Annotated in this window: 19 protein-coding genes; 7 read left to right on the top strand and 12 right to left on the bottom strand. The window is 43.1% G+C overall.

From position 1 onward, the window contains the following. Positions 1-20 precede the first annotated feature (20 nt). Genes GVN20_RS13255 through GVN20_RS13240 form a run of 4 tightly spaced genes read right to left on the bottom strand, consistent with a single transcriptional unit; the run spans position 21 to position 3,954 of the window. Positions 21-1,187: a 3-dehydroquinate synthase gene (locus GVN20_RS13255; RefSeq protein WP_166558771.1), complete on the bottom strand. Its 1,167-nt coding sequence runs from the start codon at positions 1,185-1,187 to the stop codon at positions 21-23. 14 nt (positions 1,188-1,201) lie between these two features. Further along, on the bottom strand, positions 1,202-2,071 hold the full coding sequence (gene eboC / locus GVN20_RS13250; protein WP_166558770.1) for a UbiA-like protein EboC: 870 nt from the start codon (positions 2,069-2,071) through the stop codon (positions 1,202-1,204). Between the two features lies 1 nt (position 2,072). Continuing rightward, positions 2,073-3,092: a TatD family hydrolase gene (locus GVN20_RS13245; RefSeq protein WP_166558769.1), complete on the bottom strand. Its 1,020-nt coding sequence runs from the start codon at positions 3,090-3,092 to the stop codon at positions 2,073-2,075. Next, positions 3,076-3,954, bottom strand: a complete 879-nt coding sequence (locus GVN20_RS13240; RefSeq protein ID WP_166558768.1) for an EboA domain-containing protein — start codon at positions 3,952-3,954, stop codon at positions 3,076-3,078. The genes GVN20_RS13245 and GVN20_RS13240 overlap by 17 nt, the downstream gene beginning before the upstream one ends. A 157-nt stretch (positions 3,955-4,111) precedes the next feature. Here GVN20_RS13240 and moaC point away from each other — a divergent pair, with 157 nt between their 5' ends. Further along, positions 4,112-4,585 (top strand): cyclic pyranopterin monophosphate synthase MoaC, encoded by a 474-nt coding sequence (moaC, locus tag GVN20_RS13235; RefSeq protein ID WP_166558767.1) that lies wholly within the window; start codon positions 4,112-4,114, stop codon positions 4,583-4,585. A gap of 26 nt (positions 4,586-4,611) precedes the next feature. On the opposite strand, the gene folB is transcribed toward moaC, so the two are convergent. The 7 genes from folB to GVN20_RS13200 form a co-directional block, all read right to left on the bottom strand. Then, on the bottom strand, positions 4,612-4,962 hold the full coding sequence (gene folB / locus GVN20_RS13230) for a dihydroneopterin aldolase (protein ID WP_114460069.1): 351 nt from the start codon (positions 4,960-4,962) through the stop codon (positions 4,612-4,614). Positions 4,963-5,018: 56 nt separating this feature from the next. Next, positions 5,019-5,873, bottom strand: coding sequence for a DivIVA domain-containing protein (locus GVN20_RS13225; RefSeq protein WP_166558766.1), 855 nt, complete (start codon positions 5,871-5,873; stop codon positions 5,019-5,021). A 75-nt stretch (positions 5,874-5,948) separates the two neighbouring features. Continuing rightward, positions 5,949-7,415: a M61 family metallopeptidase gene (locus tag GVN20_RS13220; RefSeq protein WP_166558765.1), complete on the bottom strand. Its 1,467-nt coding sequence runs from the start codon at positions 7,413-7,415 to the stop codon at positions 5,949-5,951. Between the two features lie 196 nt (positions 7,416-7,611). Then, complete coding sequence (rdgB, locus tag GVN20_RS13215) at positions 7,612-8,190, bottom strand: RdgB/HAM1 family non-canonical purine NTP pyrophosphatase (RefSeq protein WP_166558764.1); 579 nt, start codon at positions 8,188-8,190, stop codon at positions 7,612-7,614. A 49-nt stretch (positions 8,191-8,239) separates the two neighbouring features. After that, positions 8,240-9,175 (bottom strand): FKBP-type peptidyl-prolyl cis-trans isomerase, encoded by a 936-nt coding sequence (locus GVN20_RS13210; RefSeq protein ID WP_166558763.1) that lies wholly within the window; start codon positions 9,173-9,175, stop codon positions 8,240-8,242. A 117-nt stretch (positions 9,176-9,292) separates the two neighbouring features. Next, positions 9,293-10,174 carry an FKBP-type peptidyl-prolyl cis-trans isomerase gene (locus GVN20_RS13205; RefSeq protein WP_114068748.1) on the bottom strand — a complete coding sequence of 294 codons (882 nt, stop codon included), beginning with the start codon at positions 10,172-10,174 and terminating at the stop codon, positions 9,293-9,295. Positions 10,175-10,271: 97 nt separating this feature from the next. After that, positions 10,272-11,300 carry a bifunctional oligoribonuclease/PAP phosphatase NrnA gene (locus tag GVN20_RS13200; RefSeq protein ID WP_166558762.1) on the bottom strand — a complete coding sequence of 343 codons (1,029 nt, stop codon included), beginning with the start codon at positions 11,298-11,300 and terminating at the stop codon, positions 10,272-10,274. Positions 11,301-11,493: 193 nt separating this feature from the next. Between GVN20_RS13200 and GVN20_RS13195 the strand changes: the two genes are divergently transcribed. Together GVN20_RS13195 and GVN20_RS13190 are read left to right on the top strand one after the other, a co-directional pair. Then, positions 11,494-11,913, top strand: coding sequence for a nucleoside-diphosphate kinase (locus GVN20_RS13195; RefSeq protein ID WP_114070388.1), 420 nt, complete (start codon positions 11,494-11,496; stop codon positions 11,911-11,913). A 193-nt stretch (positions 11,914-12,106) separates the two neighbouring features. Further along, positions 12,107-12,787, top strand: a complete 681-nt coding sequence (locus tag GVN20_RS13190; protein ID WP_114460064.1) for a LuxR C-terminal-related transcriptional regulator — start codon at positions 12,107-12,109, stop codon at positions 12,785-12,787. Positions 12,788-12,796: 9 nt separating this feature from the next. Here GVN20_RS13190 and GVN20_RS13185 read toward each other — a convergent pair whose 3' ends face one another. After that, a complete protein-coding gene (locus tag GVN20_RS13185; protein ID WP_166558761.1) occupies positions 12,797-13,504 on the bottom strand; it encodes a LytTR family DNA-binding domain-containing protein in 708 nt (235 codons plus the stop codon). 544 nt (positions 13,505-14,048) lie between these two features. Here GVN20_RS13185 and GVN20_RS13180 point away from each other — a divergent pair. The 4 genes from GVN20_RS13180 to GVN20_RS13165 all read left to right on the top strand — a co-directional run bounded on the left by GVN20_RS13180 (position 14,049) and on the right by GVN20_RS13165 (position 24,588). After that, on the top strand, positions 14,049-14,225 hold the full coding sequence (locus GVN20_RS13180; protein ID WP_158549974.1) for a hypothetical protein: 177 nt from the start codon (positions 14,049-14,051) through the stop codon (positions 14,223-14,225). A 10-nt stretch (positions 14,226-14,235) separates the two neighbouring features. Next, the gene (locus GVN20_RS13175; protein ID WP_166558760.1) at positions 14,236-15,345 is read left to right on the top strand and encodes a hypothetical protein; all 1,110 of its coding nucleotides are present in this window, start codon (positions 14,236-14,238) and stop codon (positions 15,343-15,345) included. Positions 15,346-16,288: 943 nt separating this feature from the next. Further along, positions 16,289-19,234, top strand: a complete 2,946-nt coding sequence (locus GVN20_RS13170) for an SdrD B-like domain-containing protein (RefSeq protein WP_166558759.1) — start codon at positions 16,289-16,291, stop codon at positions 19,232-19,234. A gap of 611 nt (positions 19,235-19,845) precedes the next feature. Continuing rightward, a complete protein-coding gene (locus GVN20_RS13165; RefSeq protein WP_166558758.1) occupies positions 19,846-24,588 on the top strand; it encodes an SdrD B-like domain-containing protein in 4,743 nt (1,580 codons plus the stop codon). The last annotated feature ends 24 nt before the right edge of the window (positions 24,589-24,612 follow it).

Here is a 24,612-nt window from a genome sequence, read left to right as displayed (position 1 = left end):
TTGTTGTTATAATGGAGCCGTTAACTCATCAACAAACTTGAATAATGCCCTTCCAAATAATCTACGGCTTCGGCAATAAGGTCAGCGTCCATTTCGTGGACCTCCACGCCTTTGCCAATTTGGTCGAGCAGCATGATGGTCAGGCGACCGCCTAAATGTTCTCGAAACTCCCGCAGGCCATTACGTAGGTTGATTTTATCATTTTCGGCGAGTTTGGGGTGATATAAATCAAAACCGAGTTTTTGAATAACGGTCAAAATTCGTTGCAATTCGTCGTGGCTCAATCTCCCCACTTTGACTGAATACACGCTGTCTAAGGCAATTCCTATGGCAACTGCTTCGCCATGGCGAATCTGAAAATCAGTGAGATATTCCAGTTTATGCGCCGCCCAGTGTCCAAAATCCAACGGACGCGACGAGCCAAACTCAAACGGATCGCCGCTACGAATATGCTCAACGTGCATTTCGGCACAACGGTGAATCTGGTAGGCCATCACCTCTTCATTGCGAAGCGCAAGGGCTTCAGCATTGGCCTCAATCCACTCAAAAAAGGCTTTATCTTTGATTAAAGCTACTTTTATAGCTTCGGCTATACCCGATCGCCAATCACGGTCGTCGAGGCTTTGTAAAAAAGAAAGGTCATTAAAAACGGCTACGGGCGGTGCAAACGTCCCCAAAAAGTTTTTCTTTCCTTGGTAATTAATCCCATTTTTAACCCCAACACCCGAATCATTTTGCGAAAGAACGGTGGTTGGAATACGAATATGCTTTACCCCACGGTGCGATACGGCAGCAGCGTAGCCCACTAAATCCAAAATAGCACCTCCGCCCACGCCCACAACAAACGAATGACGGTCAATGCCGTATTCGTCAATGGCTTCCACAATCTTATCAAACAAGGCAGGGTCATTTTTGGCAGCTTCTCCACCAGGCAGCACGATGATGTCAGGTACCAATGTCACGGCATCTCCCAACGTAGCGAAATAAGCAACAATCTCTTTTTCAAGCGTTGGATAGTGCGCCAAAAAGCCACCGTCAATCACAAAAAGTGCTTTACGTTGAAAACCAGCCTCACCAAAGGAATTAAAAAAGCTCCTTATTGTATTATTTTGTGGGTCAAACAGTCCTTTGGTAAAAAAAATGGAATAGGTATAAGGAACCTGAAATGATTGTTGTAGGGTCTGCATAAGTTTAAAATTCGCTAGGTTACCGCAAATATACGGGCTAACAGTATGGATAATGGAAGTAATAAAAGAACACCAAGTGCTACGGGCCAGTTCCCAAAGGCAATACACCACGCTGCATTCATTACAATAAGAGAAAGTACACCTGCTTTTACCGCTTTTCCAATATTGGGGCCAATCGGATTTTGGAACGCATTCCACAAAGGACGCCCTACCATCAGGGCGTGCAACACAATGAGCAACAACGCCATTGTTCCGTTTCCTTCATTGACCGCCACCAAAAACTGAATGGCATGAACCGTGGTATAAAGCGATGCCGCTATGTAAAGCGAGCGGCGCTTGCCGCCGTGAACTTCGTCCTGACTGATGAGCGTAATAGCGCCAATGTAGGCAATCGGCACCAACGCCAACCAACCCCATTCAGACAACGATGGACTAACGGCGCTCATGCCCAAAAGTAGATTCCCCCCCCGACAAAATCCCATCGTCAATGGCCCAAAGACCGCGCTATGCTTGGCGTAACGGTCGTATAAAATGGCCAATAGTGCCACTACAAGCGCAATCATGCCGCTCAATGTATTGAAAAGTGCCGCCGAAACTACCCCTAAAACCAGCAACCCAAGACCCATAAAAGCCGCCGAGCGGATAGGTACTCTCCCACTCGGAATGGGGCGCTCTGGGCGCTCAATGGCATCCAGTTGAGCATCAAATACATCATTCATCACCACTCCACCACCGTATAGGCCCACCGTAGAAAGTACCAACCAATACGCGGGACTTGCTCCAAACGTAAATTGAGCAATGGCCATTCCAGCCAATATATCAGCAATAGCCGTGACAATATTGGCCGGACGGGTAAGTTGCAGGTATGATTTTATGACGCTCACGTTATCGAATTACTAAAGAATCTTTGGCAACGCGGGGTTGCTGGCCGCCGCGTAAAATGGTATTTCCGTTAAACTTCTCACTTTGGTCTACATTGAGGCCATTTTCAAAATCACTGACGTCAATTTGACCACTTTTGGCAAAGGCATCAATGGCATTTTGGTAGGTCACGAGTCGAATGGTTTCGTCGGTAATGCCGCGCATTTTCATCAAAGCGGCGGTTTTAGGAATCGCCAACGGGTCAGAAATCCCCCAATCAGCGGCCGAATTAACCATGATTTGATTTGGTCCATAATGTTCCACTACTTTTACCATTCGTTCGTTGCCCATTTTAGTAAAAGGATAAATGGTAAACGCCGCCCAAAAACCTTGGTCTAATACGCTCTTTACAGTCTCCTCGTTGTTGTGGTCCACAATCACCCATGACGGGTCAAGACCGTGTTCGAGGGCAATAGCCATGCTTCGCTCCGTTCCTTTTTTCTTGTCGCGGTGCGGGGTATGGATTTGTACAGGCAACTTGGCTTTTTTCGCCAACTCCAACTGAAGACGGTAGTATTTTTCTTCAGCGGCGGTTTGGTCGTCAAAACCAATTTCTCCCACGCCCACAACGCCTTCTTTATATAAATACAGTGGCAAAATCTCCATCACTTGCTCAGCCAGCGGTTCGTTGTTGGCTTCGCGTGAGTTGAGACCGATGGTGCAATAATGCTTAATCCCAAACTGCGACGACCTAAAACGCTCCCAGCCCACCAAACTGCTGTAATAGTCCTTAAAGGTAGAAAGTCCAGTGCGCGGTTGACCTACCCAAAAAGCGGGCTCGATCAGTCCTACAATACCCGCATCACGCATGGCTTCGTAGTCATCGGTGGTCCGAGAAACCATGTGAATATGCGGGTCAAAAAAGCGCATTCCACGAATCAATTCCCGGTAATCGTCCCAACCCATATCGCGATGGGTGACAATCTCATCCGTCTCCTCAAAATGGGAGGGATTCTGCGTTAAATCTTTATCGGTTAGGCACATAAGTATTAAGATCAATAAATTCAAGGTGGGTCCAAGTCAATTGGTTATGTTGGACAATTGTTTCCAAATCAGGGTAGCTGGCAAGCAATTGCTTCGCGGGTTGATAATCTGAATGATGACAAGTAAGGGCCGCCGCCTGTTGGTCGTGGACGGAAGGTGACCTAAAGAGCTGCTCTATATCGGAGAGAAGTTCTTCGTTCAAAAACTTACTCACCAATCGCCACACCTGCGGAGCCACCATCCTGCCTGCCGCCCAGCGTTCGTGGGCAAAATCAGAAAGCGTGAGGGCCAAATTTTTGTTGGCCCGTTCGTCCAACCCTACGATAAAATGAATTGGTTTATCGTTGAAGATGGTTTTGAGTACGAGCTGATTCCAAGCCAGTTCTGTAAAGTGTTTTGTCGGATACGGATTTCGTAGGGCAATGGCATCAAACACCACTCCCATGTTGGAACGTACAGCGTCAGTGGCTCTGAAAAGCCATTTTTCGGGGTAATTCAACACTGGAAGCGCCGAGTAAAGCGCTACTAGCTCGTTCATTTCGGCGGTATCAAAAAGGGTTTCAATGTGGCGACAATATTCTTCTTTATCGGCAGCTTCCAAACAACTCAACAACCACACACGACTCAGCCGTACAATGCCCCAATCTTCCACCGAAAATCCAGGTAGAATCTCATTTAACTCTATGGTTTGCTGCACCGTTGGCTTCACCGTGCGTTTGGCCAAAAAACGGGGCGCCGCCACAAAAGCCGTCATCAATTCCAACGGTTCAGCCTCTCCCTTCGCTGATAGCCAATCGGCTTCTGAGGTCGTAAGCTGCGCGCTGAGGAGTTCCCAAAGAAGACTGTTTATCTGAGTTAACATACTGATTTTTGCGTTACTTTACTTTTAACTTTCGTTACAAAGGTACAATGGTAGTAAACGGTGGGCAATCATAAAATGATTAAAATTAGATAACGATAAAGTAATAGTCACTGTTAACGTATTCTTTACGTATTTTGTATTTAAAACAAACGAACGAATGTCTCTTACTCATTTAAATTCCGAAGGAAATCCAAGTATGGTGGATGTATCGGAAAAAGCCGTCACCAAACGCGTAGCAAAAGCCCGTAGCATAGTGGTGCTGGGCGACGAAATCATGGATTTGCTACAAAACGACGAGATTCACACAAAAAAAGGCCCTGTTTTTCAAACAGCCGTCATTGCGGGCGTGATGGCCGCCAAACGCACGGGCGAACTCATTCCTTTGTGCCACCCGTTAGGATTAGAAAATTGCCAAGTGGATATTACGGTAAATGAGGCGCGTGAAGTAGAGATTATCTGCACCGCAAGCGTAACGGGCAAAACGGGCATTGAAATGGAAGCCCTTACGGGTGCAAGCGTAGCGGCGCTGACTATTTATGACATGTGCAAAGCCATGAGCCAACACATTATCATAAAAGAAACCCGTCTTGTTGCTAAGACGGGTGGTAAAAAAGATTTCTTTTTGACGTAGAGGCGCAAAAGTTGCACCTCTACCTTTTATCCTTTCAGCGTAATCCGTGACCGGGCACAGACTCCTCCCACGGGAGGGTTAAACTTCGAAACGCTGACTTCTATCGTTTCTACCGACGGGTACGCCTTTCGTATTTCATCAATAATATTGTAGGCGATATGCTCCAAAAGTCGACTGGATTTTTGCATTACCTGCGCCACAACCCGGTATATAACCTCATAATTTACGGTACCTTTCAGGCGGTCATAACGGGCTGCTTCACTAAAGTCGGTCGTGATGGTTACGTCTATTGAAAATTTATTTCCTATTTTTTGCTCTTCTTCCGAAGTGCCGTGATAAGCGAAGAATTCGATTCCTTCGAGCGAAACTGTCCCCAAAGTATGGTTAAAAGTTAAAGGTTAGAAAAACGTAACCCGTTTTTTTCTGTATTTAATTACCCAATCTGGTCAAAAAACGACCCTTCTTCCTTCGTTTTTTTGTCTTTTTCGGCCTGTTTTTCTTCTTCCGACGGTTCTTCTGGGGCTTCCTCTTCCTTGGTTTCTTCCACCGCCGCCACATCAGCCGCGTCGGTTACTTCTTCCGTCGCTTCGGCCGTTATTTCATTTTCTACTTCATCCACGCCTTCTTCAGCCTCTTGCGTTTCACCTCCCACAACCTCTTCTACCGTTTTCTCCAATTCCAATCGTGCTTTTTGGCCTTCTTCACCAACTTTAAGAGAATCGCTTACCTGAATTCGTAAATCCTCAAATTTTTCCTGAACGGTAACTTGCGAAAATTTCTTTTCAAAACGTTCGATACTATCGACGGTATTGTTGGCAAGGGCTTTTAATTGAACAATCAGATTATCGCGGTATTTTTCCATGGCTTTGAAATCCCGCTCGTGGTTTTTAAACTCCCCAAGGATTTCTTCGCGCACGTATTTGGATTGATTTTCGGCATCAACAATCAGCATATTTGCCTTTTTGCGGGCGTCGTTTACCAGTTCTTCTCCTTTTTGACGCGCATCTTCAATGTACTGTTCGGCGGCTACTTTGGCCTGTTCGGTCATTTGAGCACTAGTATCTTCTGCCGTTTTGAGCATCCGAAACATCGTCAATTCTACTTCGCGGAGTTTATTCAAGTCTTTTTCCGCAATCTCCAATTGCATTTTCAGCAGCTTGTTTTCGTTCAATACTCGCTCCCACTCATTGGAAAGAGACGTTAAGAATGCCCCAACCTCCTCCATATCATATCCACGTAAGACTCTTTGAAACGTATGCTGGCGAATCTCAATCGGCGTTATTTTCATTTGTGTACTTGATTTTATATCCCAATGAATAAGTGATAAATATATAAAAAACAAACTAATATGCTCATATTTTGGCTAAATATCGCTATTCAGCCATTTATTTCTTTGTAAAATAGCGCGTTCATTCTCCAACTCCTGCAAATGTACCGTTCCGTCACTAAACGTAACCATTTGGAGACCTACCCACGAAAGCGCATGATTAAGGTGATTTTCAAGAGGGATATTACTCAAAATACAATCTTTCCAATACCAATCCAGAGACTCTCCTGCCACTTCTTCCACCACAGATTGATAATCCTCAAACGAATATCCTACAAATGGTATTCCAAAACGTTGCCACATCAGCCGCATTACATCATCTAAAGATTTTTTGTGCTGATGATTTTTGCGAATCGTAATGTCCAATATTAACGCCACCAAAGCGCCTTTATGATATACCGACACTTTGCGCTTAGGAATTCCTTTTTCGTATCCGTCCAACCACAAATCCCACGACGACTCCGCCAAGGATTGCTGCGCATCACGGTTGTTTTCAAAATGTCGCTTCATATATACTTGAAGTTCACGGTAATAGGCCACATCATCAAAAATGCCCGAACGTCGCAAAAACAAATCTCCGTAGTAGGTGGTCACCCCTTCGGCCACAAAACAGGTGGTGAAGTAATTTTCTTTCGTAAAATCGTACGGTAAGAGTTCCTGGGGCCGTATCCTGATAATGTTCCAAGCATGAAACAACTCATGTGAGCTTACCCCTAGCAAGTCGGTATATAAGCCTTCTCCCTCATCATCAGGCCCTAAGACAATCATGGTCGAATGCCGATGCTCTACTCCATGATAAAAGGGCGTGGATAGAATAAGGTTTAAAAAATGGTATTCAGATTCAGGAAAATCTCCCATAGTGCTGACTTGTGCAGCGGTAAATTTTTCAAAATCAATTAAGATTCGGTTCCAATCGGGCTTGATATTTCCCTGCATCCAAACATAAAAAGTAGTCGTATTGATTTTATAAGACCTACTTTGAATGGTGGGCGATGCCAGTAAAGGACTATCCACTAACTCATAATAGTCCTTCGCGAGCAGCGTTTTTTTTCCAATTTGGGTAGGTTCTGAAATCTGCTTTAGACCACAGGCCACCACAAAATTATCTGGAATAACCAACTCCAACGTACAGGATTCGTGAAGATTTTGGTCGGTATAAAGGCACAAATTAACGGGATTGACGTACCAAAATTCTTCGCTTACATAGCTGCTTCCAGCGTTTAGAACGGCACTGTAATAGTTATACTGTATTACAATATCCGTTTCTCCCTGGGTTTGAATCTGCCAGCGGTCTTTGGTGATTTTTTTGAACAAAAGCGGATTTCCAGCTCTATCAAAAACCCCGAATCTTTGAATATTCTTGGCAAAATTCTGCAACTCATACCTTCCTGGGCGCCAAGTTGGCAGCTGAACCTCAAGGGTGTGGGTTTCCTCAGTTTTGATACGACACTCTACCTCAATATAACGGCTTTCGGGGTTGTCGGAGTAGAGGCGATAATGCATACGTGAAGTGACAAAAAGCGCCAAGCGCTGTTAGAGGTATAGTTTTAAGAAAAGTAAAAATACTAAAAAGACGTAACCAATAGCAGCGATTTTATGGAAAGAATGTTTATCAATCCATACGCACACGCAAAATAGCCTAGCTTGATGCCACAGAACTGAAAAAAAAATACAAAATACCTTTACTGCTTGTAGTTTACTATCCAGAATAAGACTGTAAGAAATCGACTAACTGGGCAAAAGCCCTAGAACGATGGCTGATTTTACCTTTCTCCTCAATCGACATTTCAGCAAACGTTCGTTCGTAGCCATCTGGAACAAAAATAGGGTCATAACCAAACCCTTGGCTTCCGCGTTGTTCTTTCATCAACTGACCCGTGATAATCCCTTCAAATTGATAAACCTTGCCCTGAACAACCAACGTAATAACAGTCTTAAAACGTGCGCTTCGGTCAGACTCTGATTTTAGCTCTTCCAATACCCGCGCTATGTTGCCCTGAAAATCCCTTGAACCACCATAATAGGCCGAATGTACGCCCGGCGCACCGTTGAGGGCGGCAATTTCGAGTCCTGAATCATCGGCAAAACAATCGACACCAAAATGTTCCCAAACGTATTCGGCCTTTTGACGGGAATTGCCTTCAATGGTTTCGGTGGTTTCGGGAAGTTCTTCCTCACAACCAATTTCTTTCAATGTTTTGAGCGCAAAGGTTCCCCCCAAAAGCGCCTTAATTTCTGCCAACTTGTGGGCATTGTTGGTGGCAAAACAGAGTTGCATAAAATGGAACATAAAAAAAGCGACGCTAACGCCGCTTTTAGTAAACTAATTATTTTCGTTTGGCTTCTATTTCAAAATAAAGTGGCGAATACGCAGGAATTTTTCCAGCACTGCCCTGTACTGAATAGCCAAGTGCCGATGGAAAAATGACAATTGCTTTTTCACCGAATCGGAGCTTTGCTACTCCGTCGTTAAAGCCTTTTACTACTCCTCCAGAGGCATTACCTGTCGGGTCTACCACACTTACGTCGATTGTTCCAGCATCAAATTGTACTCCGTTCCGAACCAATTTTCCCGTATAAGTCACACTCACGGTGGTATTAACGGCAATCAATGCGGAGTCGGGATATGCTTTGGTTTTTACAAATCGAAGGCCATTCGTTGGATTTTTTTCCAATCCTTGGATTTTGTTTAATGCCACAAAATCATCAATTTGCTCTTCTTCGGTTCTCACTTTAAGAATATCCAAATCGTATCTAATTGGAATATATAAAGGTGCCAACAGCGACACATCCCCTGTTCCTCTCAGCGACCACGGAACAAACAGCGAGACTTTATCGCCCTCCCTGATTTTTTCCTGTGGTGCTGCTAAAAGTTCTTCAAACGAAGGTACTGCATTGAAGCGGTAAGTCATTGCATACCCCGCCGCCGTAATATCATTGGAATTAAACGAGCGAATATATACATCATTTATCCCTACTTGACTACTATCAACGATAGTACCATCTAGGCGCCGGGCAATGTAACGAAACGTAATCTCATCGCCGATCTGCGGTTTTTGAGCATTCGGATTTTTATTCAAGATACTGAAATACAATCCATTCCGAAGACTGTCTGCCTGTATGTTATTAGCGAGCAGATAGCTCCGTATTTCCGCTTTATTATCGCGTGTTTTACGGTCTTGAAAGGCTTCTTCGGTTTGCTCGCAAGCTACAATTGTAACAGCTAAGCTTACTGCTAACCCTAAAATTAACGTCCCCCTCATTCTGGTTTATTAGATAATTTGTAATTAAGTGATTATGTAAAAGTGATTAGTGAGAGGTGGTTGGTGGGTGCTGCCATTCAAAAAACGACTCACTAATCACTGTTCACTAACAACTATTTATTGCTGCTTGGGTGCATTCTTAACATCTACAAGCTCAACATCAAACACCAATACGGAGTTTGGCGGAATAGTACCAGGAGAACCAGCCTCACCATAAGCTAAGCTTGATGGGATAATAAACGTGCTTTTCCCTCCTTTTTTCATGTTCATGATTCCTTCTTCCCAACCTGGAATAACCATTCCCTGGCCAATTGGAAAATCAACGGGTTTGCCACCGCTTTGTGGATTTTTGTAAGAACTATCAAATTCTTTACCATCCAACAATTTCCCAACGTAATGAACAGACACCATATTGCCTGCCACAGGCTTAACTCCGTCGCCTTCTTTTACGATTACGTAGTTTAACCCCGATGGCGTTTCAACGGTTTTCAAAGAATTTTTGGCTACGTAAGCATCAATGATTTTAGCATCGACTTTTACCTGTCCTTCGCGAGCGGCGGCTTGTCCTTTTTGGAATTCCTGCTCGTTCTGAACTTCAATGACTTTTACTGTAAACTGAATGTCTGTTCCTTTAGCAATGCCTGGAGGCAGAGGCTGCATCATACGCGTAAAGAGCGAGTCTGCACTTACAAAAAAGGAAGCGCTATCTCCTTTGGCAAGCATTGCCAAACCTTCCTCAAACGAGCCCTTGAACGGAGGCGTTTGGAGCATCACCTGGAGAGGGCGGCCTTCTTTATAAGTATCACGCAACACCGAGTCACGGCTGTTTTTCAGTACCAATTGTACTGTCAATATATCACCGATTTTGGGTTTGCGGCCATCACCTTTTTGGTCATGAATTTGGTATTTTAAGCCTGTATCGCTTACACTGACGCGATTGTTACACGCAGCAAGCAAGGCTCCCGCCGCAAACAAAGAAAGTATTGATTTAAATTTCATGAAATGAGTGCTCTTGCACAGTTAATTGTTATGCGTTATTTGTGATTGATTTTATTGATATTTAATGTTTAATTTTGGTAAGGTATTGACAACCAAACTATTTCTCAACGTTTAAAAGTTGGGTTTGGTATTCGGGCAAGATGGATAAAAGTAAATTTACCGTTTCGGGTAAACTCGTACTTGTGCGCCCGCCCGATGCGTTCTTGTGCCCTCCTCCGGAAAAGTATTTGTTGGCAAGTTCGCGGACCGAAAAATCTTGTACCGAACGAAACGACAGTTTTATTTCATCCCGGCGCTCAATGAGCAATACAGACATGACAACGTTTTCGAGCGAGAGTCCAAAATTGACAATTCCCTCCGTATCTCCAATTTCGGAATTAAACCGTTTGAGTTCCTCCAGCGAAAGGGTCATATAAACGGTGCGGTATTCGGGCAGCCAAGTAAGTTTTTCCGACAATACGTACCCCAGCAGTCGGGTTCTCCCCAATGAATTATTATCGAAAATAGCCCGGTGAACATAGTTTGTATTCAAGCCCGTCTTCATCAAATCGGCCACTGCTAAGTGTACTTCGGGGGTAGTATTACCGTGCCTGAAAGAACCTGTATCGGTCATAATGCCAGCGTAGAGGCATTCTGCGATGGGTTTATCTACCAATTCAGCATCACCCATTTGTTTAATGATTTCCCAAACATACTGAGCGGTCGCGGCCTTGGTAGTGTCTGAAAATTCAAAATCAGCAAACGATTCTGGCTCCAAATGATGGTCTATCAGTATTTTAGTTGCTTCTGAGCTTTGCGCCAAACTCCCCAAGCCTTTGATTCGATGCAATGCATTAAAATCTAAACAACAGATGACATCTGCTTCTTGGAGAAGTTTTTTGGATTGAGCAACCGTCTGTGCATTCTGATCAAATGTAATCACCTCGGCATAGTCGGGCATCCAACGCAAATTTGATGGGCATTCATTAGGAACAATAACCGTAGCGGTGTGGCCTTTTTTCTGAAGGTACAATTTCCACCCCAACGACGACCCAATCGCATCTGCGTCGGGGTTTTGATGGGTAATAATCACAAAACGTTTAGAATCCGAATTAATAAGCTCGTAAAAGGCGTTCCACTGTTGCATAGCCTGCAAAGTTAGTAACTTTCGTTGAAATGTTTCCGAAAGCCGTATAGACTTCCTAATTTTGAGGCATTATTTTAGAAAGACAGCTACGTTATTTTGTCCTAATGGCATGTACCTGACCAGTAGCGTTCTGGTATGAAGCAGTGATTATCCGCTGCTCAAAAATTGTTTTTAACTACAAATGAACCAACAAATGACGACTAACCGAACATTTACGATGATTAAACCAGACGCCGTAGCGGATGGTAACTCAGGAGCGATTCTCAAATTAATTGAAGAAGCAGGATTCCGAATTGTAGCATTGAAAAAGACGTTGTTGACCAAAGAGCGGGCAGGTGAGTTTTATGCTGTGCACGCCGAGCGGCCTTTTTACAACGACCTTTGCAACTATATGTCGTCGGGCCCGATTTATGCGGCCATCTTGGAGAAGGAAAACGCAGTCGCTGACTTCCGCACCTTGATTGGCGCAACCAATCCAGCGCAGGCAGCAGAAGGAACCATCCGAAAATTGTTTGCTAAGTCTATCGAAGCCAACGCCGTTCATGGCTCTGACTCCGACGAAAACGCTGCCCTAGAGGGTAGTTTTTACTTCTCAAAAACAGAACAGTTTTAATGTTTTTTAAGTCAAATTATATCCCAAAAATCCTCATACAAAATGAGGATTTTTTAGTATAAAATCCGTGAAACGCCAATTTCATAGTCGTTTCACGGATAAAAAGATAGGATTCACGGAAAAAACTTGTGTTTTGGGTATACCTTAATGTATCTTCATACCAAACCGCTTGAACTATCCTCAAAAAACGACTATGAAAAACAATGAAATGAGAATTCGCAAACTTGACTCTTCTGTATTGGTAGCAAAAGAAGAACCATTTTCCTGCGAGGTATTAAGCAAACTTCTGGAGAGAGAAGGATTTGATGTTGTTGGGCGTGCCAACGAACTCGATGATCTAATCCAAAAAATCCACACTAAGAAGCCTAAGTGCGTTATTGTTGAAGCAAATTTAATTGGCAAAGAAACCAATCATCTACTGAAGGAACTTTCGGAATCGTCAAGTCCTCCTAAACTGGTTCTTTACTTCAACAATTCAAATTCAAAAGAGTTGACCAAAGCCCTAGACGCCAATTTCCAGGGATACTTGTATTCGGAAGACCGGTTGGAAGAGCTCTACAAATGCCTCATTTACATTCAGACGCAATCAAAATACTACAGCGATGGATTCAAAGATTTAATCAAGAAACAGGGCCTTAATGAAATTGACAGCGATACGCAGCAAAAACTGAAAACATTAACCAATCGAGAGAAGCAGATTCTTTATTTAGTAACAGAAGGCTTAACGGGTTATGAAATCTCTGATTCACTTTGTATTAGCTATCGGACATTAGCCAATCACAAACAGAACTTAATCCATAAGCTGGGGCTTTCGAGTAACCGACAATTACTGAAATTTGGTCTACAAATCAAATCTCACATAAATACGTTATGAAAAAAGGCATTACCTGCTCCGATTGGCAGCAAGGGCATCTTTGAAGGCGGGGAAACGTTGGCGAGACATCATCATCTCTTTAATCTCAGCCGCTGTTTTGATATAAACGATATATTTACCTTTTTCCCAATAAATATAGCTGTCAAGATGGTCTAGATTAATGATGTAGCTACGGTGAACCCGGAAGAAATGTAGTGGATCTAATTCTTCTTCTAAAACAGATAAGGGTTTCATGACTCGAAAACGTCCCTTTGGATGTACGACATAATACCGCTCTTCGTCTGTCTCAAAGTAATAGCATTCCTCTAATTTCAGATAAACATCTCCCGTACCCGTCTTGGCTTCAATGACTCGCGGGTACATTTCTTTTTTTTCAACTCCCACTGGTTGTAACGAAGTGGTTGAGGGTTCTATTGGTATAAAAACGGTAGTAGTGGGGATAATCGGAGTGATTTTTACCTGAGAAGAATCACCACTGTCTAAAAAATCTTTTACCAATGCGGCATTTACTAAGATGTACCCTAACAATACAACAAACGGCAGATACATAAGGTAGGTTTGCAAGGTAAACCCTTGAAAAACGTACAACTCAATGTAGCGATGTAAGGAATAGTTTGGAAACTCTCTGAGTAAAAAGCGAACGTGTAAGGTAATCGGGAAGAATAAGAAAAACGAAATAAAGAACAAAGGCAGAAATGCCGCCTCGTATTTAATCATGGACGAGAAATTGATATTAACCTTCCGAATGCCTAGGAAACGGTGAAATACATCAATTAAAAACACCATTATGTAGAGGGTGCAAAATTCAGGTGCAAGTAAACCCAGAAACAGATTCTTTAAGTAAGAGAAGAGCGTTTGGTACGAGCTGTAAGTGTATAGCTTATTAGCGGGTGAAATAGCCCATCCTATGATTTCAAAGAAGAGGACTATCACCAGCAAGAAAATCAATCCATTTTGTGGGCTCCTATAAAGAGACCGAGTCAGTGTTAGTGAACTCATAATAACAAAAAACGCTCTACACTACCTGATAATAACTTCAACTTTCACACTTTGACTACTCCAAAAGTACACAAAATAGTCAATAATGACTATAAAGCACTACAAATATAGCAATTAGTACGGATAGGCTGCAACTTAGATGTACTCTACCTTTGCATTGTCGAAAGATTAGAACGATAAATATAGCAAAATCTTTTAACGCAAGGAATTGTAAATCAATATTTTAAAATCATTATTTCACTTAATTCAAAACACAACAATTATGAAAAAGTCATTCAGCATCCAACCAAAAAAAGCTTTGAATTCATTCATCAAAGAAGGCAAATTCTATGCTAAAAACGAATCAAGCCGCCTCCTGAATTTCGGTGATAAAGATCCAATGGCCTCTTGCTACGGTATCTCACTTGAGAAGCAGGCAGAACAATCATTAGCTCTTTAATTATAATCGCATGAGAACCTCGGATTTAGCCAATTATAAACGTGCACTTCTTGACTGTGAAGACGCGCTCAACCGAGTGAATTTACACGAAGAGGAAGGTTATACGGTAAGGTTTGCTATTTTTTCGGCCAACCTTACCAACTTTCTCCCAGAAATCCCCCCATCAGAACATGCCGAACTTTTCAAAAGTTTACTGACTAATTTAGCTTTTGAAAGTTTTGAGCGCAATTTACTGCAAATTGGTGATTTCTGCGATGTCAAAGGCAACATAAAATCGCTTAAATCCAACAAAACGCCTCAGATTTTCTGTACGTTTCACTTAGGCTCTTACAGAATCATTGCAAACCTGCTTATCAGGATGGGGCACAACTTCTCTACCATCGTCAGGCAGGATGTTTATAGTAAACAAATCGAATCCATGATGAGCTATACCGCTCGCATGAAGGAGAAGTATGATACCAACAGTGAGGTAAGTGTATTAAATGCAGAAGACCCTCAAATTTTATTGAAGTTGGTCCGCGAGCTTAAATCTGGCAGATCACTGTTAGTATACTTAGATGGCAACACTGGTACAGGAGATGAAAAACTTGACCCAGTAGACTTTTTAAGTCAAAAAATTAACGCACGCAAAGGGATGACCTATCTTAGTTATATCACTGGCGTGCCACTCGTCCCTGTTGTTTCGTACCGTAAGCCCGACCGCACTAATATGCTTTATGCGGGCGAGGCCATAAAAGCCGAGCCAGGAACTTCGAGGGAGGAGTTTTCAACCAAAACATTACAATATCTTTTCGATTTTTTTGCCAAATATGTGGCCTCCTATCCTGAACAATGGGAAGGATGGAACTATATCCACAATGCACTAATCAGCCGGGAAGATTCATTACAGTCACCGCCAAATTCGGCATACAAAAGAGTTCATTACGAATTCAACTTTAGTAGGTATAGTATTTTTGAGCTACAAGACGCTCCAGTATTGTTTGACAAAATACTTTATTCAACGTACGAAATTTCTGACGGTCTAAAAAATTATCTTTTGAAGCCGCCTTTTGTCAACCCTAAACAAGCGCTCGGGAAATTTATTTTCAAAGAGTTGGTTCGACAGGGAATCCTTATTTGATCCAAAATCTCAGTTTTAAGAACTCAAAAAATCCTCGTCCAACCGAGGATTTTTTATTTTGTTGTCAAAATTTATGTCTAAAGAGTAAAAACAAGCCTACAAATTCACCCATCAATACAGTCATTTCACCCGCTTTTATAGTCATTTCACCGGCCAATAGTTAGGTTTCACGGTTTTTTGAGCCAAAATAACGCAGTCTGTATTCAAATTCACAGTAATTTAGTGGTCGATAAAGCAGTCGTAAAAACTCTTCAAAGAGTAATTCATATTGGCTGTACTCAATGTTATGGAAAAGCAATAAGCGAGCTATTCGATAGCTTCAAAATAATTTTCAAAGTAGGGTAAAGTGTGTAGCATTGACCCCGTCTCCTTGAGACGGGGTCATGTCGTTTAGGGGTATACCCATTTTTATCGTATTATTTCTGAATCTTAGCCACCAGCAATTTCAACGTCTCCCGCCTATCCTCAAAGGTCCAATTAAGAGCACCCAGTAACAATTCTTTTTGGGATAAAAAATTACATATTATACTTATTGATCCAATTTCTAACATTCTTACATCTAAAATTCGGCGTAAATCTCTACCAACTCGCTAAGGAAGCTGATTAATTGAGTCCAAAAGCCTAAAAAAGCCCTAATTGACACTCATTTATGGACAAGCAAATGAAAAATAACCTATAAAATTCATTTTTTGGTACGGTTCTTGATGCCCTCATTTTATTACCTACTTAAGTAGTTCTCGGGCAAAGGAAGCCCACTAAAAACCCCTAATTTTTACTTCAAAAAGAAAATTCCCCTCTTTTTCTGCTCTTTATTAAGATATAGCTCCTCCTTTTCGATCTTTAATGAGAGTTATGGTATATTTATTGCTCTAAAATCGTTACAAATGGTATATATTTTCATTTGTTTCGCTGGCAAAAATTATCATAATTAAATATTCGGGGTATGGGGGCTTTGTACGAGTATGCACTCTCCAAAGGTGTGAAGGGGCTAAGTTCAGTTGTTCTTTACGTAGTTCAGTGTGCTTTTCTTTATTGTTTAACAGGAACAGTGGCAGAAGCACAAACAATTCAGGGGATAGTCTTCCGAGATTTTAACGCTGATGGACTTAAAACAAATACCGCGACCTTTAATGAAATAGGGGTCCAAGGTATTTTAGTTTGTGCTTATAAGAAAGACGGTTCGTTGGCCGACTCGACCCGTACCGCCTCTGATGGCTCCTATACGCTCACCAATACACCTGATTCGGATACACTACGTGTAGAATTTAAGGATTTTCTCGTAAACGACTATGACGGCCCGTTTAATCCAACTGGAAGTAATACTTCGGTTCAGTTTGTTGTTGGAAATTCTACCGGGGTTAATTTAGGAATTAATTACCCTAATCATTATTGCGATACAGACAACCCCCAATTGGTAACGACTTGCTTTGTATCTGTCAATGCCGCCACTACTCCCCTCGGCAACCTTGATATACTGGTAGGAGTCCCGTTTGAAGTGATTGACACTACCAAGGTTGTCTCCCATTATGCCTTCGTAAAAGACCTTGGCTCGGTGTGGGGTATTGCTTACAAACGCGAAACCGCCCAAATTTTCACCGCCGCTTTTACCAAACGTCATGTTGGTTTTGCCGAACAAGGCCCAGGGGCCATTTTTGTCACAACCCTTGGAAGCTCAGATACCACTACCACTGAGTTTTTTAACTTGGGCTCGGTAGCGGGCGTTGACATGCACACTGACCTTCCCGACAGTATTACGGCCAATGCTCGTCTCGACAGTTATGATATTCCAGCATACGACGCCGTAGGAAAGGTTGGCATTGGTGATTTGGACATTTCAGATGATGGCAAAACCCTTTGGTTGACCAATCTAAACAATCGAAGACTGTATGCTTTGGATATAGCTACGAAAGATACCGTTTCGTACCTCATTCCTAACCCCTGTAATGGGCAAAGTTATCGTCCGTTTGCGACCAAATATTATCGCAATAAAGTATATATAGGTGTAGTTTGTACCCGCGAAGATGCCCTTGACAAAAGCGACACCACTGGACTGGCCGCCACCGTTTATGCTTTCGAAAATGGAACCTTTACGCAAGTACTCAGTTTTCCCCTTACTTATTTAAAAGGTGCCTCCAACGCCGATATCCCCACCAGCGACGCAAGAGGCCAAAAATGGCGTCCATGGATTCCGCTTCCGTATTTGGTCCCCGACAGAGACAATAATTTCACGACTTATCCACAAGCCTGGCTCACCGACATCGAGTTTGATGTTGACGGTTCCATGATTATTGGTCTCCGCGACCGTTTTGCCGATCAAATGGGATTCAATAATCGATTCCCTATTGCAAATGATACCAATTTTGTAACCGTTATCGGCCCTGGAGAAATTTTACGGGCAGGCCCATGCGGCCCCAACGGGACGTGGATTATTGAAAACAACGGTTCGGTTTGTGGAAGTACGGCGTCAATTCAACAAATGAGTATGCCTGGCATCGGTGGAGGAAAATACTATTGGGGAGACCGTTCCCAAGACGGCAACAACCATGAAATTAGTTCTCAAGCGGGCCTAGCACTTTTGGCAGGCAGTGGCAAACTCGCCATGACCGCCATTAACCCCACTGATATACCCAATACCGGGGGAATCAAACGCCTCATTAATTCAAATGGCAATAAAGACGGAAATGCTACCGGAGAGGCGCCAAACCCCAACGGAGGTGCCGTTCTATATACTGACGATGTATTTGGGTTTGGTAAAGCAAATGGTTTAGGCGATTTGGAAATTTTGTGCGCACCACAGCCGATTGAAATCGGTAATAGAATATGGTGGGATAAAAATAAAAACGGAATACAAGATGCCAATGAGGTCGGGATTGATGGCGTAATAGTTACACTGTGCGATTCAAACGGTACCGCTTTAGCCAACGTACAATCTTCTAACGGAGGTCAATATTACTTTTCATCAGCAACCGTTTCTGGTGGGCCTTCATATATTAAGTACGAAGTTGACCTTAAAACAAACACTAAATACCTCCTTAAAATCGGCGATTTTGCTACGCAAACAGCTCTCCTTGGTTTGAGTCCTACTACTCCCAATAGCTCCACCGATAACATAGATTCTGACTTTGAAGAGGTCGGGCCTAACGTAATATCTACATTTACCACGGGCGGTGCTGGCCAAAATGATTTTAAAGTCGACGCAGGTTTCGCCGATTATCCAGTAGACTTAGCACTCAAAAAAAGTATCAGCACCAAAATCGCCCAAATCGGTGATACCCTCAATTATACCATTAAAGTATGGAATGAATTTAACAACAATGCCACTGGTGTTGAAGTAACCGATTCCATTGCCATTAGCATTCAATTTATTAATGGCTCTTTTAATGCTTCGCGCGGCACTGCTTCCATTAATAATAATGTTATTAAGTGGGACATCGGAAACATTGCCGCCAACGGGGATACCGTCACACTGACCTACAAGGTAAAAGCCATGCAGGAGGGCGTCCATTTCAACACCGCTGAAATCAGTAAAACCAACGAAAATGACAAAGACTCCTCCCCCAATAATGCCCAAGAAGGAGAGGATGATTTGGATCGCCAGTGCTTTACGGTTCCAATAAAGTTGTGCTTCGGCGAAAAAGTTCAGGCCAGCGTCCCTGCTAAGTACACGGGAGTGGAATGGTTTAAAACGGGCACCGCCGAACCCGTGGCAAACGGCAACGAAGTATTATTGAGTGAAACTGGTACGTATACGTTTAAGGCACTTAACAATACCTGCCCCGCCGAAGGGTGTTGTCCTATCATTATCGAACCTGGTGACAACTGTTGCCCCGAAGATTTATGCGTACCTTTTACCATCAAACAAACCAAAAAAGCAGGAAAAAATATCTAAAATTCTTTACAACCAAAAAGAGAGAGCTCCTAGGGGGCTCTCTCTTTTTGGTTGTAAATGGTTTGGCTTAATTTTTGCAGAGTGGCTATGCCCGCAAGAATGAATCATTCTGAGATTAGAAATAGCAAATTATATAGCATTTTCAGTTTGATGCGCATTTAATTTCTACGGCCCATTTTTTAAAACTGACGCTACGAATTAACCCTTCCTTTGGCTACACACTACATTTTTACTGCTAGAACGAAATTTCCCCTTTAAATGTACAAGGCCCCACAAAACTTATGCTTTGAGGCCTGAAAATACTGTACCCCTTTCAATCCCTCTACAAATCAACCATTTACACTTTTTTGCAAAAACTTATTGGAATAATATCGATAAGATTTTATGGATATTATTTATGATAATTATGACTATTTTAATATCCATATACATCAATTTATATACTAATAAGTACTAAAATAGGTATATATTTTAAAAAAACAAAAGAATTGGCATATAATTTGTATACCAAATAGACATCTCCAATAGCTGCTTTTTATTTCAAAAAGGTACTATTAAGAAACATTCCATTCTAAAACACATATAGAGTATACGCCAAATTCACAACTTTTATGCACTCAAACGATTACTACATTTTTTTTAAGAGTAGGCCAAACTGGCAAAAATTATTTATTCTAGCTTTATCTATATGGCTCACAAGTGTATCTTTTTCACAGGCACAAGTAAAAGGAAAAGTATTTAGAGATTATAATGGGAGCGGTACTCAAGATTCTACCTCGACGCCTTTATTTAAGGAAATTGGGGTAGCAGGTATAACAGTTACTGCAACAAACGGAGTACTTACCGCAACAACCACTACAGGGTCTTTTGGTGACTATGCGTTCCCGAACTCAGGCGCTACTGCTTCAGGGCAAAAAGTCCGTATTGAATTCTCCGCTATTCCTGCTGGGAGTTTTTCGGGCTTTCACGGAGTCACCAATACATTTAATGGTACATCAGTACAATTTGTAACTGCTGGAGCAGCGGCAAGGGCTCATTTAGGGATAAATATACCCGAAGAATATTGTCAACCTAACCCACTAATTGCTTTAGCCTGTTACGAAAACGGAAATGCGATTTATACGGTATCAGGTAACACTCACCCCGGTTTTATAACATTGCCCTATAACAGCTCGGGTTCGGCAAGAACTGAAATGAGCAGTAACATTCAAATTCTACAAATCGGAACAACATGGGGGAATGCATGGCAGAAAGCAAAAAAACGGGTTTTTACCTCTGCTGTTTTAAAACGCCATTCTGGGCTTGGTCCTCAGGGCATGGGAGGTCTTTATATGATTGACTATTCAACCTCTGCGGGTGGCAGTCTACTAAATGCATTTAATTTACAAGGGATTACTCCTGGCAACGGCGGTGCCGCCATCGATCTGGGAGGTGTAGATCGTACAGGAGCCAATGCCCTACCCAACAACACAATTGATGACAGCCGGGACATAGATGCTTTTGGTAAAATAGCAAAAGTGGGATTTGGAGGAATTGATATAGCCGATAACGATAATTTTTTATGGATGGTGAACCTTAACCAAAAGGCACTTATTCGAATGGATGTGAGTGCAAATACCCCTACTCCCTCGACAGCAACCGTAAATCAGTATCCCCTGGCTAATTTTAGCGGATTGCCTACCTGCACAAATGGGGAATTGCGTCCGTGGGCACTGAAATTTCATGGAGGAAAAGGTTATCTTGGGGTAGTATGTAGTGCTGAAGGCGCAAGCGGGGTGGCGGCTAATTTACACGCGTACGTACTTTCATTCAACCCGTCCAATCCTACTGCTTTTACTACAGAGCTTTCGTTCCCGCTTAACTACGCCCGGGAACCCGCGACGGTTTTTAGTTCTTCTTTATCTGGGAACTGGAATCCATGGGCTGATACTTGGGCTGAAACAGGGCTTACTGGAGGAAGCAATGCCAACAGCTTCAATGAAAGGGCTTTCGCACAACCTATCCTGTCAGACATTGAGTTTTCAGATACAGGTCTTGACCTTGGTTTTTTGGATCGTTTCGGACTTCAAGGAGGATTTAGAAATCTTACACCTCAGGCATCACCGACAACACTATATTTATCGGTAGATGTGGCAGGTGATATTATCCACTATTGCAAAGTAGGAAACAGTTATGTACAGGAAGGCAGCGCTGGCTGTGCAGTTCTAGACAATACTACCAATAGTAGCTCTGCCACCGACGGGCCCAGCGGTAATGGCGAATTCTACTATGCAGAATCTTATAATGATACGGATGTTGGTCCTACGTTTAATCACAACGAAACCTCATTGGGGGGACTGGCTGTGTTAAAAGGCTCACAGGAAATTCTTAACAATGTTTTTGACCCTATCAGCGGAACCCAGACTGCAACCGCTTTTACCCAAGGGCTTCATTGGTATAATACTTCGACAGGCGCGAAAACAGATCAATATCTCATTGTACCAAATGCAACTGACAACCCACAATACTTTGGTAAAGCAGGTGGGCTGGGAGATCCTGAGCTACTGTGTAACCCAGCTCCTTTAGAAATCGGGAACCGCGTTTGGAAAGACAGTGATAATGACGGTATTCAGGATGCAGGTGAAGACGGTATCAACGGCGTTGAGATTGAACTCTATAAAGGAGAAACCTTACTTGCAACGGTTACAACTGCTACCGTAGCTGGACAAAGCGGAACTTGGTATTTTAGCAGTAAGAGCCGCTTAGGCAGTGCTTGGGTTGGCACAGGAGCAGATACTACACTACTGCCTGCTACCGCCTACAGCATCAAAGTAAAAACAGCGTTGGGAGCAGGAGCATTGGCAACTTGTACGGCTTTTAGCACAAAAGATGCAACAACCGATGGACTAGACAGCGACATCAACCCTGATGCTACCATATCATATACCACAGGCAGCTATGGTGAAAACAATCATACATTGGACATTGGTGTAACGGAATGCATAACACCCGTGATTACGGCAACTTCAGCGCAAATACTTTGTCAGGGAGAGACGGCGGGGGCTTTTACAATGAATATTACTTCCGGAACGGTCAGTTCTCAGAAATGGTATGGCCCTATTGCCAATAATTTACCATCTACCTCCTTAGGAACAGCTATCCCAGGTGCCACTTCAACCACCTTTATTCCAAGCGTGGCTCAATTACCAGCGGCCGACGGCGTAATCAGATACTATGCCGTTGTTGGCGAAAGCAACAGTTCAACCTGTTCGGATACAGCTTATGTTGCCATCACTGTCAAACCTAAACCCAACGCGGGAAATTCACAAACAGTTTGTGCTGGAACAAGTGCAACGCTGACTGGTACTGGCCCAACGACGGGTAGCTGGACGGCCCAATCTAGTCCTGCCAATCCCTCAGGTGCCACTTTGGGAAGTACTACTGCTGGTGTAGCCAATGTAAGTTTTGCCACAAATACTTCAGGAACCTTTAAGTTTGTTTACACAGTGGATGGCTGTACAGACACGGTACAGATAACCGTAGGTGATAAACCCATTGCCGGTGCTGATATTATAGGTGTCAACGCCATTTGTAACACCATTGCCAGTATTGATTTGCCCGACGCCGCAAACGGCGAAACTTGGACTCAGCTCGGCAATACACCTAAGATAGCCGCCATCGACCCCACTTCGGGTGTCGTAACAGGCATGGATGCAATCGGTATCTATCAATTTATTTTGACTAACTCAAATACAGGTTGTGCCGATACCGTAGCCGTCGAAACCAAAAACTGCCTCAAAGGAAGCATCGGTGACTTTATTTGGAAAGATATCAACGATAATGGTATTCAGGATGCCAACGAACCTGGCGTGAAAGGAGTAATTGTGCAACTGCTCAACAATGACAATAATGACGCCTTACTGGCCACCGATACCACCGATACCAACGGAATTTACGGTTTCTCAGGTCTGGATTCAGGTAATTACAAAGTCAAAATCGTGCTCAATTCTTTGCCAGACACCTGCCAAATCAGCCCTAAAAAGGATATAACGAGCAATAGCAGTAACGACACAAATGACTCCGACTTTGACCCAACCACGGCAGAAAGCCCAATCATCAACATCAATACTTTGGAAACAGGCATCACCAAAGACAATCCAACCATTGATGCTGCTTTGATTATCCCATGTATCAAGCCTGTTTGGACTGTTACATCAACCCCAATCTGTTCGCCTAGCACCGCCGTCTACAGTGTTAGTTTCTCTATCACTAACAAAAATGGTAGCTTAAAAATCAACGCGGGTACACTTTCTGGAACCAACCCCTACACCGTAACGGGTATTCCCAACGGGACCAATTTGATTGTAACCGACAGTCTACGGGCCAACTGTGTGTTTGATACCACTTTTATTGCCCCGGATTGTAGTTGTCCGCAGATTAATCTACTTACACCAAATGCCACGGCCTGTATCGGAGATACACTCCCTACCCTCAAAATCATTCTTTTCGGAACCAATCTCGACGGAGTTACGGCCAATTGGTACGCTAACGCAACAGGGGGGTCTGTACTCGCAACGGGACTCTCTTTCAAACCAACTGGTATCATAAGCGCTACCGACACTTTCTATGTAGCGTTGACAGGTGCCCCCGAATGCATCAATCAACCGCGCACTGCCGTCATCGTCACGGCCCAGAATTGTGATATTGATTTGGCATTAAAGAAAAGCATCAGCACCAAAATCGCCCGCATCGGTGATACCCTTACTTATACCATCAAAGTATGGAATGAGTTTACCAACGATGCCTCGGGCGTAGAGGTAACCGACTCCCTTGCCACCACCATTCAGTTGCTCAACGGAACATTCAACGCCAGCCGAGGCAGTGCCAACATCAGCGGAAATGTCATCAAATGGACCATTGGAAACATCGCCGCCAACGGTGATACCGTCACGCTGACCTACAAGGTAAAAGCCATGCAGGAAGGTGTTCATTTCAACACCGCCGAAATCAGCAAAACCAACGAAAAAGACAAAGACTCCTCCCCAAATAATGCCCAAGAAGGAGAAGATGACATTGATCGCCAGTGTTTTACCGTTCCTCTTAAGTTGTGTGTAGGGGAGAAAGTACAGGCCAACGTCCCTGCTAAATACACGAATGTTCAATGGTTTAAAGATGGTGGAACCAACTCAATAGCCAGCGGAAATGAGGTACTACTCACTGAAACAGGAACGTATACCTTCACGGCCAACAATAATACTTGCCCCGCTGAAGGCTGCTGCCCCGTAATCATTGAGCCTGGCGACAATTGTTGCCCCGAAGAAATCTGCGTTCCGTTTACGATTAAACAAACCAAAAAGGCAGGGAAAAACATCTAAATGCCGCTTCTAACAAAAAAGAGA

The organism is Runella sp. CRIBMP (assembly GCF_009905605.1).
Classification (GTDB): Bacteria; Bacteroidota; Bacteroidia; order Cytophagales; family Spirosomataceae; genus Runella.
The sequence above is the reverse complement of the archived record's forward strand: the minus strand, read 5'-3'. Positions and strand labels throughout refer to the sequence as shown.

Bases quoted from the DNA above. Each gene is read 5' to 3' on its own strand.
- GVN20_RS13165 (WP_166558758.1), top strand. From the start codon at position 19,846: ATGCACTCAAACGATTACTACATTTTTTTTAAGAGTAGGCCAAACTGG.
- moaC (WP_166558767.1), top strand. From the start codon at position 4,112: ATGTCTCTTACTCATTTAAATTCCGAAGGAAATCCAAGTATGGTGGAT.
- GVN20_RS13240 (WP_166558768.1), bottom strand. From the start codon at position 3,954: ATGTTAACTCAGATAAACAGTCTTCTTTGGGAACTCCTCAGCGCGCAG.
- GVN20_RS13180 (WP_158549974.1), top strand. From the start codon at position 14,049: ATGAAAAAGTCATTCAGCATCCAACCAAAAAAAGCTTTGAATTCATTC.
- GVN20_RS13200 (WP_166558762.1), bottom strand. From the start codon at position 11,300: ATGCAACAGTGGAACGCCTTTTACGAGCTTATTAATTCGGATTCTAAA.
- GVN20_RS13175 (WP_166558760.1), top strand. From the start codon at position 14,236: ATGAGAACCTCGGATTTAGCCAATTATAAACGTGCACTTCTTGACTGT.
- GVN20_RS13245 (WP_166558769.1), bottom strand. From the start codon at position 3,092: ATGTGCCTAACCGATAAAGATTTAACGCAGAATCCCTCCCATTTTGAG.
- GVN20_RS13185 (WP_166558761.1), bottom strand. From the start codon at position 13,504: ATGATTAAATACGAGGCGGCATTTCTGCCTTTGTTCTTTATTTCGTTT.
- GVN20_RS13220 (WP_166558765.1), bottom strand. From the start codon at position 7,415: ATGCATTATCGCCTCTACTCCGACAACCCCGAAAGCCGTTATATTGAG.
- GVN20_RS13210 (WP_166558763.1), bottom strand. From the start codon at position 9,175: ATGAGGGGGACGTTAATTTTAGGGTTAGCAGTAAGCTTAGCTGTTACA.
- GVN20_RS13225 (WP_166558766.1), bottom strand. From the start codon at position 5,873: ATGAAAATAACGCCGATTGAGATTCGCCAGCATACGTTTCAAAGAGTC.
- GVN20_RS13205 (WP_114068748.1), bottom strand. From the start codon at position 10,174: ATGAAATTTAAATCAATACTTTCTTTGTTTGCGGCGGGAGCCTTGCTT.
- GVN20_RS13255 (WP_166558771.1), bottom strand. From the start codon at position 1,187: ATGCAGACCCTACAACAATCATTTCAGGTTCCTTATACCTATTCCATT.
- GVN20_RS13170 (WP_166558759.1), top strand. From the start codon at position 16,289: ATGGGGGCTTTGTACGAGTATGCACTCTCCAAAGGTGTGAAGGGGCTA.
- GVN20_RS13190 (WP_114460064.1), top strand. From the start codon at position 12,107: ATGAAAAACAATGAAATGAGAATTCGCAAACTTGACTCTTCTGTATTG.
- rdgB (WP_166558764.1), bottom strand. From the start codon at position 8,190: ATGCAACTCTGTTTTGCCACCAACAATGCCCACAAGTTGGCAGAAATT.
- GVN20_RS13195 (WP_114070388.1), top strand. From the start codon at position 11,494: ATGACGACTAACCGAACATTTACGATGATTAAACCAGACGCCGTAGCG.